At 72.7% G+C, this 17,622-nt stretch carries 15 protein-coding genes; 9 read left to right on the top strand and 6 right to left on the bottom strand.

Annotated features, from left to right (window positions below):
• The first annotated feature begins 162 nt into the window (after positions 1 to 162).
• The 5 genes from AC3IX6_RS04165 to AC3IX6_RS04145 all read left to right on the top strand — a co-directional run bounded on the left by AC3IX6_RS04165 (position 163) and on the right by AC3IX6_RS04145 (position 5,656).
• A complete protein-coding gene (locus AC3IX6_RS04165; RefSeq protein ID WP_250741964.1) occupies positions 163 to 429 on the top strand; it encodes a StsA-related sactipeptide RiPP in 267 nt (88 codons plus the stop codon).
• A gap of 71 nt (positions 430 to 500) precedes the next feature.
• Positions 501 to 2,000, top strand: coding sequence for a StsB family radical SAM/SPASM domain sactipeptide maturase (stsB, locus tag AC3IX6_RS04160; RefSeq protein ID WP_489368868.1), 1,500 nt, complete (start codon positions 501 to 503; stop codon positions 1,998 to 2,000).
• Positions 1,981 to 2,313, top strand: a complete 333-nt coding sequence (locus AC3IX6_RS04155) for a PqqD family protein (RefSeq protein ID WP_489368866.1) — start codon at positions 1,981 to 1,983, stop codon at positions 2,311 to 2,313. The genes stsB and AC3IX6_RS04155 overlap by 20 nt, the downstream gene beginning before the upstream one ends.
• On the top strand, positions 2,310 to 3,794 hold the full coding sequence (locus AC3IX6_RS04150) for an NAD(P)/FAD-dependent oxidoreductase (protein WP_489368865.1): 1,485 nt from the start codon (positions 2,310 to 2,312) through the stop codon (positions 3,792 to 3,794). Before AC3IX6_RS04155 ends, AC3IX6_RS04150 begins: the two co-directional genes overlap by 4 nt.
• Positions 3,791 to 5,656, top strand: a complete 1,866-nt coding sequence (locus tag AC3IX6_RS04145) for a S9 family peptidase (protein ID WP_489368864.1) — start codon at positions 3,791 to 3,793, stop codon at positions 5,654 to 5,656. The genes AC3IX6_RS04150 and AC3IX6_RS04145 overlap by 4 nt, the downstream gene beginning before the upstream one ends.
• A 7-nt stretch (positions 5,657 to 5,663) precedes the next feature.
• Here AC3IX6_RS04145 and AC3IX6_RS04140 read toward each other — a convergent pair whose 3' ends face one another.
• From AC3IX6_RS04140 to AC3IX6_RS04115, 6 genes are all read right to left on the bottom strand, one after another.
• Positions 5,664 to 6,947 (bottom strand): helix-turn-helix domain-containing protein, encoded by a 1,284-nt coding sequence (locus AC3IX6_RS04140; RefSeq protein ID WP_489368863.1) that lies wholly within the window; start codon positions 6,945 to 6,947, stop codon positions 5,664 to 5,666.
• 82 nt (positions 6,948 to 7,029) lie between these two features.
• Entirely contained in the window at positions 7,030 to 7,668 is a 639-nt protein-coding gene (locus AC3IX6_RS04135) for a GAF domain-containing protein (protein ID WP_489368862.1), read from the bottom strand.
• On the bottom strand, positions 7,665 to 8,573 hold the full coding sequence (locus AC3IX6_RS04130) for a S8 family serine peptidase (RefSeq protein ID WP_489368861.1): 909 nt from the start codon (positions 8,571 to 8,573) through the stop codon (positions 7,665 to 7,667). Before AC3IX6_RS04130 ends, AC3IX6_RS04135 begins: the two co-directional genes overlap by 4 nt.
• Positions 8,564 to 11,512: an adenylate/guanylate cyclase domain-containing protein gene (locus AC3IX6_RS04125; protein ID WP_489368860.1), complete on the bottom strand. Its 2,949-nt coding sequence runs from the start codon at positions 11,510 to 11,512 to the stop codon at positions 8,564 to 8,566. The genes AC3IX6_RS04130 and AC3IX6_RS04125 overlap by 10 nt, the downstream gene beginning before the upstream one ends.
• Before the next feature lie 6 nt (positions 11,513 to 11,518).
• Positions 11,519 to 11,962, bottom strand: a complete 444-nt coding sequence (locus AC3IX6_RS04120; protein ID WP_489368859.1) for an aroma-sacti cluster domain-containing protein — start codon at positions 11,960 to 11,962, stop codon at positions 11,519 to 11,521.
• Between the two features lie 55 nt (positions 11,963 to 12,017).
• Positions 12,018 to 12,854 carry an MvdC/MvdD family ATP grasp protein gene (locus tag AC3IX6_RS04115; protein ID WP_489368857.1) on the bottom strand — a complete coding sequence of 279 codons (837 nt, stop codon included), beginning with the start codon at positions 12,852 to 12,854 and terminating at the stop codon, positions 12,018 to 12,020.
• 346 nt (positions 12,855 to 13,200) lie between these two features.
• Between AC3IX6_RS04115 and AC3IX6_RS04110 the strand changes: the two genes are divergently transcribed.
• From AC3IX6_RS04110 to AC3IX6_RS04095, 4 genes are read left to right on the top strand one after another with little or no spacing between them, the layout of a single operon-like run.
• Positions 13,201 to 14,142: an ABC transporter ATP-binding protein gene (locus AC3IX6_RS04110; protein ID WP_489368856.1), complete on the top strand. Its 942-nt coding sequence runs from the start codon at positions 13,201 to 13,203 to the stop codon at positions 14,140 to 14,142.
• A gap of 4 nt (positions 14,143 to 14,146) precedes the next feature.
• Positions 14,147 to 14,956, top strand: a complete 810-nt coding sequence (locus AC3IX6_RS04105) for an ABC transporter permease (protein WP_489368855.1) — start codon at positions 14,147 to 14,149, stop codon at positions 14,954 to 14,956.
• Positions 14,957 to 14,975: 19 nt separating this feature from the next.
• Positions 14,976 to 16,190, top strand: coding sequence for a YcaO-like family protein (locus tag AC3IX6_RS04100; RefSeq protein ID WP_489368854.1), 1,215 nt, complete (start codon positions 14,976 to 14,978; stop codon positions 16,188 to 16,190).
• 44 nt (positions 16,191 to 16,234) lie between these two features.
• A complete protein-coding gene (locus tag AC3IX6_RS04095) occupies positions 16,235 to 17,596 on the top strand; it encodes a TfuA-like protein (protein WP_489368853.1) in 1,362 nt (453 codons plus the stop codon).
• Positions 17,597 to 17,622 lie beyond the last annotated feature (26 nt).

Below are 17,622 nucleotides of genomic sequence, written 5' to 3'. Positions count from 1 at the left end.
GTTCCGGCCGCTCCGGTCCACTGCCGGAAGACGCCCCGCCCGCGCTGCGTATGTCCCCTTCGCCGCTCCCGCACAACCCACATTCGTGGGGTTGTTTCACGGGTCCGCCGCGCGCAGTCTCGGTTGCGTCCCCGATCGAACGCGACAGCGAAAGGTGGAAGCATGACCTTCAACGCCCTGGAGTCCCTGCGTGCGGCCGGCGTCATCGGCGGCACGATGGCGCCCGCTCTCGAAGAGTTCTACGCCAGTCTGACCCCCGAGGAGACCAAGGTCCTCATCTCGACGAAGACCCGCCTCGCGGCGATCCTGCCCGACGTGGTGGCGCACTCCCAGGACTGGACCTCCCCGGAGGCCACGAAGGAGGGCTTCGACGCCGCGATGCTCTGTGCTTGCGGCCTCTGGTCGGGATCGGGCCAGGCCGAGAACTGACCGTTTCACAGGCGGGGTCCGGCGGCCACTCGCGTCGGGCCGCGCCTGTGCCAGTCCAGAGAGGAGGCGGGATGCGCGGAAATCTGGTTCGAAACCTGTCGTTGTTCGAGGTGCCCGACGACCTGACGTACTTCGTGCACGGCGAGGACCACCTCGTGGTCAACCCGGAGGTGGCCGCCCGGTGCGTCCTGTCCGGACGTGAGTTCCGGATCCTCGAAGCCCTGGCGGCCGCCCGGGCCCGCGGAGAGCAGCCGGGGCTGGAGCAGGACGACGCGACGGAACGCGTCCTCGCCAAGCTCATCCTGAACTGGATCGTGTACTTCAACGGCAACAAGCCCAAGGTCAGGCTGGGCGAACCGCCCCTGGGCGTCGCGTACTACGCCATCACCGACGGCTGCAACCTCCGCTGTCCCTACTGCTACGCCTCCTCCGAGAAATGCCTTCCGGGCGAGCTCGACACCGCCGAGTCCCTGGACCTGGTCTCGCAGATCGCCGACTTCGGCGCCGGGACCATCATCTTCACCGGCGGCGAGCCGATGCTCCGCAAGGACCTGTTCCAGATCGTCGAGCACGCCAAGAACAGCGGCCTGAAGGCCAACGTCATCACCAACGCGACGATGATCCGGACCGAGGCGAAGGCCCGGCGGTTCGCCGAGCTCTTCGACGCGGTCACGGTGAGCCTCGACGGAGGTACGGCCGAGACCCACGACCGCACCCGAGGCAAGGGCGCGTTCGCCAAGACCCACCGGGCGATCCAGCTCCTCAACGAGGCCGGGGTGGCGCCGGCCATCAACCACATCGTCACCTCGGACAACATCCACGAGCTGGAGGACTTCGCCTCCTTCCTCGACGGGATCGAGATCCACAGCGTCCGCCTGATGAACCACAACGACCTGGGCCGGGGCGCGGACGACGCCTACGACTTCGGATGGCAGGACCACCTGGACGTGCAACAGCTCGTCTGGACCTCACCGGTCGCCGGCAAGCTCAAGCCGGACGGCCCGCGGCCGGTCACCGCGTGCTCGGTCAAGGGCAACTGCGGCATGGGCGGGCACGAGATCTACGTCAACTCCCTCGGGGACGTGTACCCGTGCAAACTCGTCACGGGCAAGGGGGAGTTCGCCGGGAACATCAGGAAGCAGCGGCTGTCGGAGATCTTCGCCAGCCCGGTCCTGACCTCGATGCGCAAGAGCACCGTGTACGGCGGGGAGTTCCACGCCGACTGCGAGAAGTGCTACATCAAGGCGAACTGCGGCGGCGGCTGCCGGGCCGCGCACATGTCGGAGTCCGGGGACCTGCGGCGCAACAGCCGCCACCTGTGCCGGATCCTGCGGCACGGAGTCACCACACAGCTGTGGCAGGAGACCGGCGTGACCCGCGCCGAACTCGCCTTGGACGGCGCCGAGATGACCGTTCCGCGGCTGGTCGCCACCGGTGAGGTGCACGAGGCCCACGAGCAGTGGAAGACCTACGTCCGCCCGCCGGCGCCCGTGCCCGCGATCAAGGTGGGCGAACTGATTCCGATCATGCCGGTGAACAGGAGGCTGGGAGATGTCCCTGCACATCAGTGACGCGGTGATCTGGCAGGAGAGCGGCGACGGCATCTCGCTGTACCACAGCGAGTCCGGCGACTTCCGCACCCTGAACGCGACGGCCTCCCAGATCTGGGCGCTCGTGGAGAGCGACGGGGACCGCGAGACGGTCATCAGGAACCTGTCCCTGCTCTTCGCCGGGCACAACCCCGTGATGACGGCCCGCATCCGCGCCGAAGTGGACGCCTTCATCAGCTCCATGGTCGAAGCGGAACTCATCCTGGAGACGGAAGCCGGAACACAGGCCGGGCCGGAAGCCTCCGCAGGGAGCGAGCGGGCCGCGCGGTCATGACCCAGGCCGTCGTCCTCGGCGGGGGCTTCGCGGGGGTGCTGGTGGCCAAGGTGCTCTCCCGGCACACCGACGAGGTCACCGTCGTCGAGGGCGGCCGGTACCCGGCCGGCCCGGGCGTCCGGACGGGGCTCCCGCAGGCGTTCCACAGCCACGTGCTGGTGACCGCCGGCGCCGAGGCACTGGACGCGCTGCTCCCGGGAACGCTGGAGGCGCTCCTCGCCCGGGGGGCGCACCGCCGGGGCCTGCCGGACGACGCGCTGATCCTGAGCGCGGACGGCTGGTTCCGCCGCCACGAGACCGGGGCCTTCATGGTCTCGTGCAGCCGCTGGCTGATGGACCACGTCATCCGGCAGCGAGCCCTGGCCGACGGGGCGGTCACCGTACGGGAGAGCACCCGGGTCCTGGGACTCGTCGGGGACGCCTCGCGCGTGACCGGTGTCCGGGTCGCGGGCGAGGACGGCTCCGCCGAGACGCTCCGCGCCGACCTCGTGGTGGACGCGACGGGCCGGCGCTCGCGGGCCGGTCACTGGCTGACCGCGATCGGCGGACCCGGTGTCGAGGAGGAGGTGGTCGACCCGGGGCTGGCGTACTCCACCAGGATCTACCGGGCGCCCCCCGGCCTCGCCGCCGGCCTCCCGGCGATCATGCTGCACCCGCGGCCTTCCAGTGGCCGTCCCGGGTACGGAGCCACGCTGTTCCCCATCGAGGACGGCCGGTGGATCTTCACGCTGACCGGCACGCGCGCCGCCAGACCGCCGGTGGACGAGCCGGGATTCACGGACGGCGCGCGCTCGCTGCGCTCGCCGATCGTGGCGGAACTGCTGGCGGCGGCCGAACCCCTGGGCGGGGTACGGCCGTTCCGTGCCACCGCCAACCGCCGGAGGTACTTCGAGCGGCTGCCCCTGCCCGACGGGTTCCTGGTCGTCGGTGACGCGCTGGCGGCGGTGAACCCCGTGTACTCGCACGGGATGTCCGTCGCGCTGCTCGGCGCCGTGCGGCTGGACCGGGAGCTGGCGGAACGCGGCGCCCGGCCCTCCGCGCTGCCCGCGGTCCAGGCCGCGCTGGCGGACGTGGCCGCCGAGTCCTGGAGGATGGCGACCGAACAGGACCGGGTACGGGCCTTCGCGGAGGGTTCCGCACCCGCCGCGGGCTCCGGCTCCGCCGAGGGCTCCCGATCCGCCGAGGGCTCGGGCTCGGCCGAAGGCTCCCGATCCGCCGAGGGCTCGGTGTCCGCAGCCGGGCAGCGCATGCGGGCCCGGATGTCCCAAGCGGTGCTCGGCAACCCGGTGTTGATGACCCGGCTGTTCAATGCGCAGACGCTGGTCCCCACCCGGGCGGCTCACCCGAGCCCCTCCGCCGGCCGCCCCGCGGCCCCGCCGCTCGACACCGACGAGGCGGTCGCGCAGTTCCCCGGGCTCCGCGACTGGTGGTTCTCGGAGCGCGGCGGCGTCCAGCAACCCACCCCGGGAAGGGAACCGTGACCACCGAAGCCGTACCGCTGATCCCGCACTCCGTCCTGTTCGGCAACCCGTCCCACCTCGTGCCCGAGATCTCCCCGGACGGGACCCGCCTCGTCTACCTGGCCCCGGACGAGGGCGTGCTGAACGTATGGTCGGCGCCCGTGGACCGGCCCGAGGAGGCGAGGCCCGTCACGCACGACCGGGGCCGCGGCATCCGGACGTACGGCCTGTGCCACGACGACCGGACCCTCTTCTACCTGCGCGACCGGGACGGAGACGAGAGCTGGCGGATCCACCTCGTCGACCTGGCCACCGGCCGGGAGCGCTGCGCCACGCCCTTCGACGGGGTCCAGGCACGGGTGCTGGCGCACAACCGGTGGCACCCGACGACCCTGCTGATCGGGCTGAACAAGGACCGGCCGGGACTGCACGACGTCTACGCCCTCGATCTGACGACGGACCGGCTCACCAAGGTCGCCGAGAATCCCGGGTACATGAGCTGGATCGTCGACACCGACCTGCGGGTGCGCGGCGGCACGGTGATGAAGCCCGACGGCGGCCTGTCCGTGTTCCTCGACCCGCCGCAGGGGCCGGGCGCCCCGGGAGCCCCGGACGGCGCCCCGCCCTGGCTCGACGTGCCCTACGAGGACGCCATGGGGACGCGCGTCGTCGGCTTCTCGCGCGACGGCGCCACCTGCCACCTCCTGTCCTCCATCGAGGCCAACGCCACTCGCCTGTTCGCCGTCGACCTCGCGAGCGGCCGTCGGACGCTGCTCGCGGAGGACCCGGTGTACGACGTCAAACAGGTCGAGTTCGACCCGGTGAGCCGTCGGCCGCAAGCGGTGCTGTTCGCGAAGGACCGCGACGAACGGGTCTTCCTCGACGAGGAGTTCGCCAAGGACCTCGGACGGATCCACGGCGAGCTCGCGCTCCTGTCGGTCGACGGCGAGGTCTACGTCGACCGCACCGACCGCGCCGACCGGCTGTGGACGGTCTCGGTGGTGACCGGAGCCGGCCCCGTCCTCTACTACGTCTACGACCGGCCGGCCGGGGCGCTGCGCCACCTCTTCAGCCACCAGCGGGAGCTGGAGGCGTACACGCTGGCCAGGATGGAGCCCTTCGCGTTCGCCGCGCGCGACGGGGTCACCGTGCACGGCTACGTCACCTGGCCGCCCGGCGCCGAACGGGTGGGCCTGCCCGCGGTGGTGAACGTCCACGGCGGGCCCTGGGCCCGTCACACCTTCGCCTTCGACGAGGAGGCGCAGCTCCTGGCCAATCGCGGCTACGCCTGCGTCCAGGTCAACTTCCGCGGCTCGACGGGCTACGGCAAGCGGTTCCGCAACCTGGGCGCCAAACAGTGGGGCGCCGCGATGCAGACCGACCTGCTCGACGCGGTCGCCCACCTCGTCGACGGCGGCGGCATCGACCCCGCGCGCATCGCGATCATGGGCTGCTCGTACGGGGGGTACGCGGCGCTGGTCGGCGCGGCGTTCACCCCGGAGGTGTTCAGGTGCGCGATAGACCTCTGCGGTCCGTCGAACCTGCTGACCCTGCTGGCGGCCGGGGCGCCCTACCGCACCGCGCTGCGCTCGTTCATGCACGCCCACGTGGGGGACCCGGAAGCGGACCGCGCCATGCTGTGGGAACGCTCTCCGCTGTCACGGGTCGACGCGATCCGCATCCCCGTCCTGGTCGTCCAGGGCGCCAACGACGTCCGCGTGCCCCGGGCGGAGGCCGAGCAGATCGTCGCGGCACTGGCGGCCAAGGGACTTCCGCACGAATACCTGCTGTTCCCCGACGAGGGCCACGGTCTGGCCAGGCCCGCCAACCGGCAGGCCTATTACGCGGCGGTCGAGCGGTTCCTCGCGGAACACCTGCGCTGAATCGGCGTCAGGCCAGGGCCGCCCGCACCAGGTTCGGCAGGTACAGGCGGGTCTCGTCCTCCTCGTGCGCGGCGCGGACGAGCCCTCCGCCCGTCAGCGCGCTCAGCCCGTCCACCACCCGGCTCAACGGCCGGCCCAGGGCCTCGGCCGCCTCGCAGACGGTCAACGCCTTGTCGAACGAGGCCAGTTCGTCCAGGAGCGTGCGGGATCCGAGGTCGAGCCGCTCGATCCCGGACCGGATCGGGCAGCCGATCGTGCCGGGAACACCGGCGGGCCGGGTGGCCGCCGGGAGTTCGAGCAACCGGGCCGCGGGCATGTCCGCGAGCCGGTGCAGGCTCAGTACCCCGCACCCCGCGGCCGCCGCTTCCAGCGCGGCCGGCAGGCCGTCCAGGGTCCGGCACAGCCGCACCGCGGCCCCCGCGTCCGCCCGGCCGAGCACGAATCCCGGCCGGATCTCCGAGAGCCGGTCCACGAGCAGCCGCACCGACGCCGCGGCGGTCAGGACGTCCGGGGCCCCGGCCGCCTCCCAGTCCGGCCCGGGGACGGCCAGCGGCGCGAGCACCGTCCCCTGGATGCCGGCCACGTTCCACGGCGCCCGTGACGTACTGATCACCCGGATGCCCGGACAGTACGCCAGCAACTCCTCCACGCCGAAAGGCTCCCGGGCGTCGGCGACCCCGTCGAGCACGACGAGCACCTCGTGCCGGCCGATGAGGCGGCAGACCGCGGACACGTCCTGCGCACCCGATTCGACGAGCAGGCGCAAGGACCGCAGCAAGGGCCCGAAGGCCGTGCCGTGACCGTCGGGGGCCACCGTTCCGGCCCCGATCCACAGCACGGGCCAGCCGCGCCGGGAGCTCAGCCGCGCCGCCGTCTCCGCGGCCACCCGCGACTTCCCCACGCCCGCGAGCCCCGAGAGGGAGATCATCCGGCGGTGATCCGACTCCAGGGCGCCCACCATCGCCCGGACCTCGACGTCCCGCCCGAGGAGGGCGTTGACGGACCGGGGGACCGCCAGGCACGGATCGGCTCCGACCGGGGCCGGCCCCCCGCTGCCCAGGCCCGCGGTGACGAACAGCTCCCGGGCCAGACCCTCCAGCCCCAAGGCCTCGGCGAGCAGCCGGACGGTCTGCATCCGCGCGTTCACCCGGCCCGACTCCAGGGCCCGGATCGTCCGCGGGCTGATCGTCGACAGATCGGCCAGCGTGCGCTGGGTGAGCCCGGCCTGCACCCGCTTGAAGCGGAGCAGTTCGGGAAACGACGGAGCCTGGGCCTCGGCACGGTGGACCATAGGCCAGGAGGGTAGGAGGGGCCCGTTCCGTACGCGTCTCCGCGGCGTCCCCGGCACGTCTGCGCTCCGTCTCCGTCGGCCGTCAGACCACCTTCGAACCGGGGTGCGAACCGCGGTCCAGCAGGTCCAGCGAGAGGGTGAGCAGCGAGACGGCCAAGGGGTCGGACGCGTCCATGACCGCGTGCTGGGACAGCCGGGCCACCAGCTCTCCCATGCGCGGCGACGCGTCCGCGGCCTGTTCGCTGCGCCGCAGCAGCGCGAGGCTCAGGGCGGCCTGTGTGGCGAGCAGACCCAGCAGCTCGATGTCGTCGAGCTCCCGGCCCGGGGCGTTCGCGTCGTGGGCGTGGCGGTCCAGCACCTCGATCACGCCGATGCACTCCCCGTCCGCGATGAGCGGGGCGGCCATGATGCTCGCGGGAACGTACCCGGTGGAGGCCGCGGCGTCCCGGGCGAACCGGTCGGTCGCGTCCACGTCGTCCGTGATCAGCGGCTGCCCGCTGGCCGCCACCCAGCCGGCGATGCCGGTACCGGGCTCGAACCGCCTGCCCACCAGGCCCTGTTCGCCCTCGCCCGCCACCGCCGCGAAGATCAGCTCACCGGTGTCGGGGCTCACCATGAACACCGAGGACGCGGCGGCCCCGTAGATGTACCGGGCCACCGTGACGACAGACTGCAGGAGCTGACGTTCGGTGGCCATCAGATCGTGTGGCCAGGGTTTCATTCTTCTCCGCCTCCTTCTCCTTGGACCGATGTCTCGTGGATCGCCGCGTTGTCGGCCGATACGTTCGCGGCGCAGTGGTACAGGACGCTCTTGAGCTGGAACGGCGTGAGCCACGGGTGCTTGCTCAGGACGAGCGCCGCGATCCCGGCCATGTGCGGCGCCGCGAAGCTGTTGCCGGTGTTGCGGACCGTGCCGCCGCCCAGGCTCGCCACCGGGACGCGCACCCCCCGGGCGCGGAACTCGACCGGGGGAGCGGCGTTGTAGTAGAAGCGCATGCCGTCGGGCTCGGCATGGCTGGCGACGGAGATCACCGAGGCGAAGTTCCAGGGGAAGCTCTCGATGGGCAGGTTGTGCGCGGCCGCCACCACCGCGGTCCGGCGGAAGTAGGCGCGGTCGCACAACTCGCCCAGCCGGTCGCGGAATTCGACCCGGGTCGTCGACAGGCTCATGCTGACGACGTCGAACCCCTCCTCGATCGCGAAGGCGAGCCCGGCGATCAGCGCGGAGGCGCTGCCGGCCCTGCCGTCGCCGAGCACCTTGAGCGAACTGAGCGACACCCGGGGCGCGATGGAGCGGATGATCCCCGCGCAGGCGGTCCCGTGCCCGGCGCTGTCGAACGGCTCGCACTCCTCCACGCGCGGAGCCCGGCCCTCGGCGCTCACCACCTGCCAGGCCCGCTCGACCGTGCCGACCAGCGGATGCGCCGCCTGGACACCGCTGTCGAGCACGCAGACCCGTACGCCCTCGCCGCTGGCGCCCTCCCACGCCCAGCGGGGGCCGATCCCCTCGAACAGGGCCGTCGGCAGGGGCTCGCCGGGATCCCCGCCGGCCGGCATGCTCCACGCGGGCATCCCCGACGCGTGCGGCCGCCGCTCGCGCCGCCAGGGCGCGCCGTTCACATCCATGCGCGTACCGCCCCCAGCGGTTTCACCGCGCCGACGGCCGCGTAGCTGTCGGCGGCCAGCCCGCCCATCGCCCGCGCCTCGGCCCCCTCGCCCAGGTACCGGTGGGCCCGGGCCAGGTCGAAGCAGACCTCGCCCCGCAGGCACGGGTCGTCGAGGTTCCGGAGCAGCCGCAGCACCTCGGCACGCACCGGCTCCGCGCGGCCCTCGGCCGCAGCGCCCAGTACGGCGGCCGACAGGCACAGGATCCGCCCCCGGACGTCCATCTCCTCGCGCCGCCCGAGCAGCTCCGCGATCCGCCGGGCCGCCTCCTGCGTCCGGTCCCGGCGGGCGCACTCGCGGGCCGCCTGCACCCGCATGGTCAGCGCCACCGGTACGTAGCCGGCCCGCTCGAGAGCGTCCGCCGCGCGGCAGTAGCGCCGCTCGGCCTCCGCGTGCTCCCCGTCCAGCGAGGCGGCCAGCGCGGCCACCTGATCGACCAGGACCCGCCCCATGGTCAGCCGGAGCTGCAGGACGACGGACTCGGCCTCGGTCAGCGCCGAGCGCGCACCGCTCCGGTCCCCGGTCAGCGCCAGGCAGCGCGCGCGGGCGGCCAGCGCGGGCAGGGCCAGGAACCGGTCGGCGGCGAACCGCTCCAGGAGCTCCGCGCAGCCCGCGAGCTTCTGCGCCATCGGGCTCGGCGACCACTGCCGGATCTCGCACAGGGCCACCAGCAGGCGGTCCTCCTCGTACGCGTCGCCGCCGGCCCGGGCGTGGTCGAGCGCGGCGCAGGCCGCCTCCTCGGCCGCCCCGAACCGGCCGTGGTCCAGGTGGATCAGCATCAGCAGCTGCTCGAACCGGCACCGGGCGGGCAGGTCGGGCTCCTCGCCGTCGAGCGCGGCCCGCAGCCCCTCCACGTCGGCCGCCGCGACCTTCCCGAGCCGGGCCGCCAGCAGGTGCCGCTGCACCCGCACCAGGCCGGGGGCCGGACCGGACGCGGCGGCCGGCCACTCACCCTCCTCCACCACCTCCAGCGCACCCCGGGTGTCCCCGGACAGCATCAGGGCGTCGCTCAGCCGGACGGCGGCGACCGACCGGCACCGGTCCGGCCCGCCCCGCGCCAGTACGACCGCCCGTCCGAGCAGTCCGATCGCCGTCGGCACGTCCCGCTGCCGCAGCGCCACGGTGCCCTCGCCGAGCAGGGCCCCGGCCGCCTGCCGCGCCAGTTCCGGCAGCTCCGCGTCGTCCGGGCGCAGCCCTCCCAGGAGCCGGGTGGCGGCTTCGAGGTGGAAGCCGGGACTGAAACCGTGCTCGGCCAGCCGCCGGTGCCAGGAGACGCGCTGCTCCTTCTCCAGCCTGCCGTACGCCACTTCGTGCACCGGCTGCTGGACGAAGCGGTAGCCCCCCGCTTCCTCCGTGGCCCGGAACAGCCGCAGGCCGGCCAGCTCCGCCACCGCCGCCTCCGGAGCCGGCTCGCCCAGCAGCGCGAGCTGTTCCAACGTGAACGAGGGGCCGATCACCGAAGCCGCGCCCAGCAGCCGCCGGCCCGGCGCGGGCAGCCGGTCGATCATCGCCCCCACCATGGCCGTGATGCTCGGCGGCACCTCGTCGACGGTCCGGCCGTTCCGCAGCCAGTCCATCATCAGCCGGATGTACAGCGGGTTGCCCGCGCTGTACAGGGCGACCCGGTCCACCTGTCCGGCCAGGTCGAGCCCGTGCAGTTCCACCTCGTCGCCGCTCCCGCGCGCGGCCAGCGAGACCGCCAGCCGCGCACTGTCGGCCGGGACCAGCGCCCCGACCTCGATCAGGTCCGCCTCCCGCGACCAGGGCCCCTCGCCTCCCGCGAGCTCGGCTCTGGACACGCAGACCATGAGGAGCGGGAGGTCCCGCAGACCGTCCATCAGCTCATCGATGAGCCGCAGGAGCGACTGCCCGGCACACGCGAGGTTGTCCCACACCACGACGAGCGGGCCGCGGGCCGCGGCGGCGAGCAGCTCGCGGGTCGCCCACGACACCTCCTCCACGCCCGGGCCCGGGACCGCACCGGCCCGCCGGGGGAGGGAGGCGTCGCGCAGCGCCGCGAGCACTCCGGCGATCCGCGCGTCCGTCCGCAGCAGCTCCGCGCAGGACGGTGCCCGCCGGGCCAGCGCGTCCAGCATTTCGACGAGCGCCCCGTAGTTCCCGGTCGTTCCGTAGGACTGGCAGTTGCCGAACACCGCGACGGGCCTCGCCCCGGCCGCGACGAGGTCGTCCACGGCCTCCCGGACCAGGCGGGTCTTGCCGATGCCGGGTGGCCCGAGCACCGTCACCAGTTCCGCGCGCCGCTCCCGGGCCACCCGGTGGTAGGCCCGGCGCAGCCGGTGGCGTTCGGCGCCGCGGTCCACCATCAGGGAGTCCTCGCCGGCCCCGTCGGCGGCCGCCTCACCGGTGACCAGCAGCACGGGCACCGGCTCGGCCTTGCCCTTCAGGGCCACCGGGGGCACCGGGACCATCGTGTAGTGCGGACGGGCCAGGTGCGCCACGGTCTCGTTCACGATGATCTCCCCGGCGACCGCCAGGGACTGGAGGCGTGCGGCGAGGTTGACCACGTCGCCGACGACCCGGATGCCGGCCCGGGCCGAGCGCGTCACCAGTGCCTCGCCGGCCGCGATCCCGCAATGGACCTCGACCGGAGCGGCATCGGTGGCGGGCGTGCGCAGGTCACGGACCTCCGCGCGGATCCGCAGGGCCGCGCGCAGCGCCCGCGGGGCGTCGTCCTCCTGGGAGGTGTCGGCTCCGAAGACCGCCATGACGGCGTCGCCGATGAACTTCTCGACGACCCCGCCGTGTTCCTCCACCGCGGCCGAGCAGATCTCGTAGTACTCGTCGAGCAGCTGCTGGAGCGGCTCCGGGTCCACGCGCTCGGCGAGCCGGGTCCACCCGACCAGATCGAGGAAGAGGACGACCACCAGTCTCCGGCTCATGAGGGCTCAGAGCAGCTTCAGGTCGTGCGCCCACACCTCGGCATCGGCATCCGCCTCGGCCAGCCGCAGTTGCACCGCTACGAGGACGGACGCCTCCTCCTCGGTCAGGCTCGCCAGCACCTCGCGCTGTGCGGTGCTCAACTGGTCGACCGGAAGCCCGGCCTCGCGCAGAGCGATCAGAGGGTCGAACACGTCACCCACCCCTTTCACGGGGCCGCACGGCGGCGGCCAGACATCGATCGGCAGGAGCCGGTGGACATAGCAGTAGGCCACCAGCTCGGCCCTGTTCCTGCAGTTGAACCGGTCGAGCAGGACACTGATCTCCTCGCCCACCGTGTGCCTGCTCAGGCGCAGCGCGCGGGCCACGCGGTCGGTCGTATGGCCCCGCGCCACCAGGGCCACGAGCACCAGGCCCCGGCTGGAGATCTCGGCACCCCGTATCGCCGTCACCGGCGAGAGCTCCTCACGACGCACCCCTCACGACGCTCTCCTCACGACGCTCTCCTCACGACGTACTGCGGACGAACAACTCGCGGACCATGACGGCGGCCATGAACGAGACGCCGTGCCAGCGCGCCTTGCGTTCGAACCAGAGCCAGTCCCCGTCCGGGTTGGCCTCCAGGAACACCGCCTCCCCGGTGTCGGTCACGAGCAGGTCGAACGCCCCGTAGCGCAGGTTCCAGGCGGTGCACAGGGTGCGTACCGCCTCGGCCGCGCGGGGCGGGCAGTCGACGCGCGTCACGGTGACGCTGTCGGGATCCGTCATCGGGCTCGACGGATCGGGCTTGCGGACCTCGAAGGCGCAGATCCCGCCGTCGAGGTGATAGACGCGCAGCTCGCGCGCGTGCTCCACGTACTCCTGGACCACGACCGGGCGCTCTCCCGCGACGCCCGGGGCCGCCGGTCCGGGCCCCTGTTCCACCGCCTCCCGGCCCATGACCGAGGGCAGGCAGGCCTTCCAGTTGCCCCGGTCCGGTTCGAACAGCCGGAAGTCCGGAGTCTTGACCAGGAGGGTCGGCGCCCCCACCGCGCGCGCCCCCGCCGGCACGTCATTGGTGACGACCGTACGGGGCGTCCGCACGCCCAGCCCGCGCGCCCGTGCCAGCTGGCCCGGCCCGACGACGGTGCCGCCGGGCAGTGCGGCGTCCGCCGTGGCCGCCACCTGCCGGAGGAACCCGGACCAGGACTCGGCCCGGAGCGGATTCATCGAACCGGCGGGCCTCGCCTGCGCCATCAGCGCGCAGGACGAACCGTGCCGCACCCACACCACGGCCGGTCGGACCCGGCGCCCGGAGACGTCCAGCAGACCGGTGTCCACGTCCAGAGCCAGGGGCGTCGACATGAGCTCGTCCTGCCGGATCAGTATCGCCGGAGTTTCCAGAGGCCCCGTCAAAGCATCGCGAACGACCTCCAATTCACGGCCGCCCGCGCAATTCACCAGAACCACAACGGATTGGCCGTCACGGTCTTCCGTCTGTCCTGAACGGCTCATGCTGCGAATGCTAGCCAACGGCGCCGTGCGGGAGGCGGCAGAACGGAGGCAGTTCCCCGGCAGCTTGGGCGGGGGCCGCTCCCGTGTCGTCCCGCGGGCGTAACGTCCAGCCGCAGCAAGTCGATCGGCCATGCCGAATAGACGCCGACCGGAGAAACGCCAAGAGGAACATCGATCACATTGTGGAGGGCGGACCGTGGCGAATGGTGTGGTGAACGCCGAGGAACTGACCAAGCGTTATCGCGGGAAAGAGACGCCGGCAGTCGACCGTATTTCATTCGACATCGCCAAAGGCGAGACCATCGGGCTGCTGGGACCCAACGGTGCCGGAAAGACCACCCTGATGAAGATGATCTGCGGCGTCACCCCTCCCACCACCGGGCGGATCCGGGTGTTCGGCGTGGACCCGGCCCGCGATCCGGTCGCCGCCAAGACCGGCATCGGCGCGATGCACCAGTCCGCCCCCTACGACGAGATGCTCTCGGCCCTGGACAACCTGCTGATCGCCACCCGCTTCAAGGGCCTGTCCTGGCGCACCACCCGCCCCTGGGCGATGGAGGTGGCCGAGTACCTCGGCCTGGCGGACCACCTGTCCCGGCTCGTCTTCCAGCTGTCCGGCGGACAGCGTCAGCGGCTGCAGCTCGTACGGGCCCTGCTGAGCATCCCCGAACTCCTCATCCTCGACGAGCCCTCGGCCGGGCTGGACGTGGCCGGCCGGCACCAGATCGAGCGGTTCGTCCGGTGGCTCCGCGAGGAGTACGGCATGACCGTGATCTGGACCAGCCACATCATCCAGGAGCTGGAGCGCAACGCCCAGCGGGTCCTGGTCATCAACCAGGGCAAGGTGGTCCGCTTCGCCCAACCGAGCGAGCTGGTCAGGGAGTTCGGCGGGGCGCACCTGCTGGTCAGCGTCGACGACGCGGTCGGCGCCAAGGTCGTCAAGGAGTGGGCGGCCGCGGCCGGACTGGCCGCGACGGCCCAGGACGCCGAGGTGCGCATCGAGAACGCGCAGGTCCGGGACGTGCTGCCACAACTGTCCCGGCACTGCCACGACTCCGGAGTCGCCATCTCCGGAATCTCCACCGTCACCGACTCGCTGGAGCAGGTCTTCCTGCGCATGACCGGGAACGAGGACTGACACCGTGGCCGACCTGGGATTCAAGACCACCGCACCGGTCGCGTCGGGCAAGCCGGCGGACTTCACCGCCGTGTTCTACCGCGAGTACGCGCTCCTCGCCCGCAACAGGGTCAACCTCATCCTCGGCCTGACCCCCATGCTCGTGTACCTGCTCCTGGTGAACACCTCGCTGGGCAACGTCGTCGGGAACATCACCTACCGCGGCGAAACCCTCCCCTTCGCCGTCTTCCTCCTCCCCATGGTGCTCGCCATGTCGGTGGTCAGCGCCTCCGGGACGACGGGCATGGCGATGTTCCAGGAGGAGATGAGCGGGGTGTCGACCCAGCTCTGGAGCTGGCCGCTGCGCCGGTCGCGCTTCCTGGCCGGCAAGCTGCTGGCAGGGGTCTCGCTCGTACTGGCCCAGAGCCTGCTGGCCCTGGCCGTCGCCGCGATCATCTTCGACTACCCGTTCCACGCCTCCCACTGGATCTGGCTGCTGCTGGCGCTGGTGCTCTCGTCGGTGGCGTTCAACGGGCTGTACCTCGCCGCGGCCGTCCTGATCAGCGACTACCGCACCTTCATGGTCCTCACCAGCGTGTCGGTGCCCGTCCTCGTCTTCGCCGCGCCGTCGCTGTCCACCTCGCAGCAGCTCCCCACCGTGCTGCGGTGGATCTCGACGGTGAACCCGGTGTCGTACGCCGTCACTGGGATGCGCGACGCCGCGATCTTCGGCCTGGGCAGGGCCTGGCCCTCCCTGGTGGTGCTCGCCGTCGTCGCGATCGTCGCCAACTACGTCGCCGGCCGGGCGCTGTTGCGGCGCACCCGGAACCTCTGACCCGCAGGAGCTCGCCACCGTGCAGACCGACGACACCGTGCAGGCCGGCGGCACCGATCAGGCCGGCGATGCGCCCCTGGCCTGGCTGGCCACGCCGCACGACCGCTCCGTGCACCGCCTCCCGGGCACGGACCGGGCCCAACCGCCCAAGGCCACCTGGGAGATGGCGACCCGGGCGGCCGCCAAGGTGGGCGTCACCCGGGTCGCCGACATCACCCGGCTGGACTCCATCGGCATCCCGACCTTCCAGGCGATCCGGCCGCTCTCCCGAACGCTCGCCGTCTCCCAGGGCAAGGGGATGACACCCGAACTGGCCAGGCTCTCGGCGGTGATGGAATCGGTCGAGACCTGGCACGTGGAACAGCCGGCCCTGCCCGCGCTGACCGCCACCCCCCGCAAGCTCCGTACGCAACTGGGCTACGAGGTCGGCGCGTTGGCGCCGTCCGTGCCGAGTCTGCTGCACGACGGGCTGCCGCTGGACTGGGTGGCCGCCAGATCCCTGGTCGACGGAGCGCGCACCCTCGTCCCCGTGAACGTCGTCCGGCTGACGCTGGAGGAGCACACCGACTGGAACCCGCCGGTGTTCTTCGAATCGACGAACGGCCTGGCCAGCGGAAACACCCGGATCGAAGCCGCTCTGCACGCGCTCTGCGAGGTCATCGAGCGCGACGCGATGACCGCCGCGGTCACCGGGGGCGGGGAGATGGGCGTACGGGTCGACCCGCGCTCCCTCGGGTCGCCGGTGGCCGACGAACTGTGCACGCTGATCGAACGGGCCGACGTCACCCTGGAGGTCCGCCTCGTCCCGTCGCCCACCGGGCTGCCGTGCTTCCTGTCCTGGGTGGCGAGCGAGGAGTACCCGGCGCCGATGTTCGGCTTCGGCTGCCACCTCAGCCCGGAGATCGCGCTCACCCGCGCCGTCTCCGAAGCGGCCCAGGCCCGGCTCGCCTACATCTCGGGGGCCCGGGACGACCTCCGGGACGACTTCGGGCAGGTGGACGCCGGCCGGCTGCGGAGCGCGCGGTCCGGCCCGGCGGCCGCCGACATCAAGGGCCTCGTGGAGGCTCCCGTCCCGCACGACAGTCTGGCCGGCGCCCTCGCCCACGTGGTGCGCCGGGCGGCCGCCGCCTTCTCCCATCCGCCCCTCCTCGTCGACCTGACGCGCGAGGAGATCGGGGTCCCGGTCGTCAAGGTCGTGGCTCCGGGGAGCCGCGTATGCCCGGAGGTGCTGTAGTGAGTGGGGCCAGCGTGAATGGGGCCGGCGTGAATGGGGCTAGCGTGAACGGGTCCGGCACGAGTGGGTCCGGCGCGAGCGGGCCCAGGGTGATCGTCTACGCGGGGCCGACCCTCTCCGCCGCCGACGTCCACGCGGTGCTCCCGCAGGCGCAGGTCCGCCCGCCCGCGGGCCGGGGCGACCTCCTCGCCGACCAGTGGCACCCGGGCGACGTGCTCGTGGTCGTCGACGGCTATTTCCGGGAGCGGCGCTCCGTCGGCCACAAGGAGATCCTCCAGGTGCTCACCGAGGGGGCGGAGGTGATCGGCGCCGCGAGCATGGGCGCGCTGCGGGCCGCGGAACTCGCCCCGTGCGGCATGCGGGGACTCGGCACCGTCTTCACCATGTACGCCTCCGGCGAGATCGACGGGGACGACGAGGTGGGGGTCCTGCACGGCCCGGCCGAGATGGGGTACCCGGCGCAGACCGTGGCCCTGGTGAACCTCCGCTACGGCTGCAAGGAGGGCGCCGAGACCGACCTGATCGCGCCCGACGCCGGGCGGCGGATCGTGGCCGCGGCCGCGGCGCTGCCCTTCACCCACCGCGGCTGGAAGGACATCGAGCGGGCGCTGGACGACGAGGACCACGAGTCCCTGGGAACGCTGGAGGAGATGATCGCCTCGGGCGTCTGGGACCTCAAACGGCTCGACGCGATGGCGGCGCTGCGCGCGATCGCGAGCCGGGGCGCCGTGCCCCCCGGTCCGATCGCGCCCGAGGTGCCCTTCACAGGTATCAGCCGGACGCAGTCGCTGGTCCGCCGGACCAGGAGGGAGCACGTTCCCGGCCGGTGGATGTCGGACCTCGACGTACTGGACGCCGCCCGGCTGTTCGACGAGGGCTACCCCGTGCTCCACGAGGACGTGCTGACCGGTCTGCTGGAGGAGCTCGCCGGCGCCCGGGGCATGACGCTCGAAGCGTACGCACGGGCCAAGCTCGGGCTCGACGGCCGGTCGCCGCTGCCGGACTCCCTCGCCCGCTGGTTCACGGAAGGGGAACGGGACGGGCTCCCGGTCGCCGACCGGATCCGGCTGCTCATGGTGCGGGTGTGGCCCGTATGGCAGTCGGTGGACTGGCGGCCGGCGGTCCTGGCGCGGCTGCGGGAATCCGAGCACTGGGAGGAGTGGTGCGCTCTCGTCGTCCGGGCCGACGAGGCCGCGGAGGAGACCAGGCCCAGGCTGGTGGTCCCGCCGCCGCCGATGTGCGCCAAGCTCTTCCTGCGCCACTGGCAGGGGCGCGGCACCTCGCCGGAGGTCGAGATGGCCCGCCGCGGGTTCACCGGCCCCGACGGGCTGGGCGGGGCGGTCACGAGGTTCTTCGCCCTCGACGTCCTGCGCGGCCGCGAACGCCGTAGCGCCGGGGCCCGTTGACCGTGGGCGGGCGGGCGCGGGCGGCG

Source organism: Streptomyces sp. GL_141, assembly GCF_057834385.1.
Note: the sequence above shows the minus strand (reverse complement) of the source record. Positions and strands in the feature narration are given on the sequence as shown.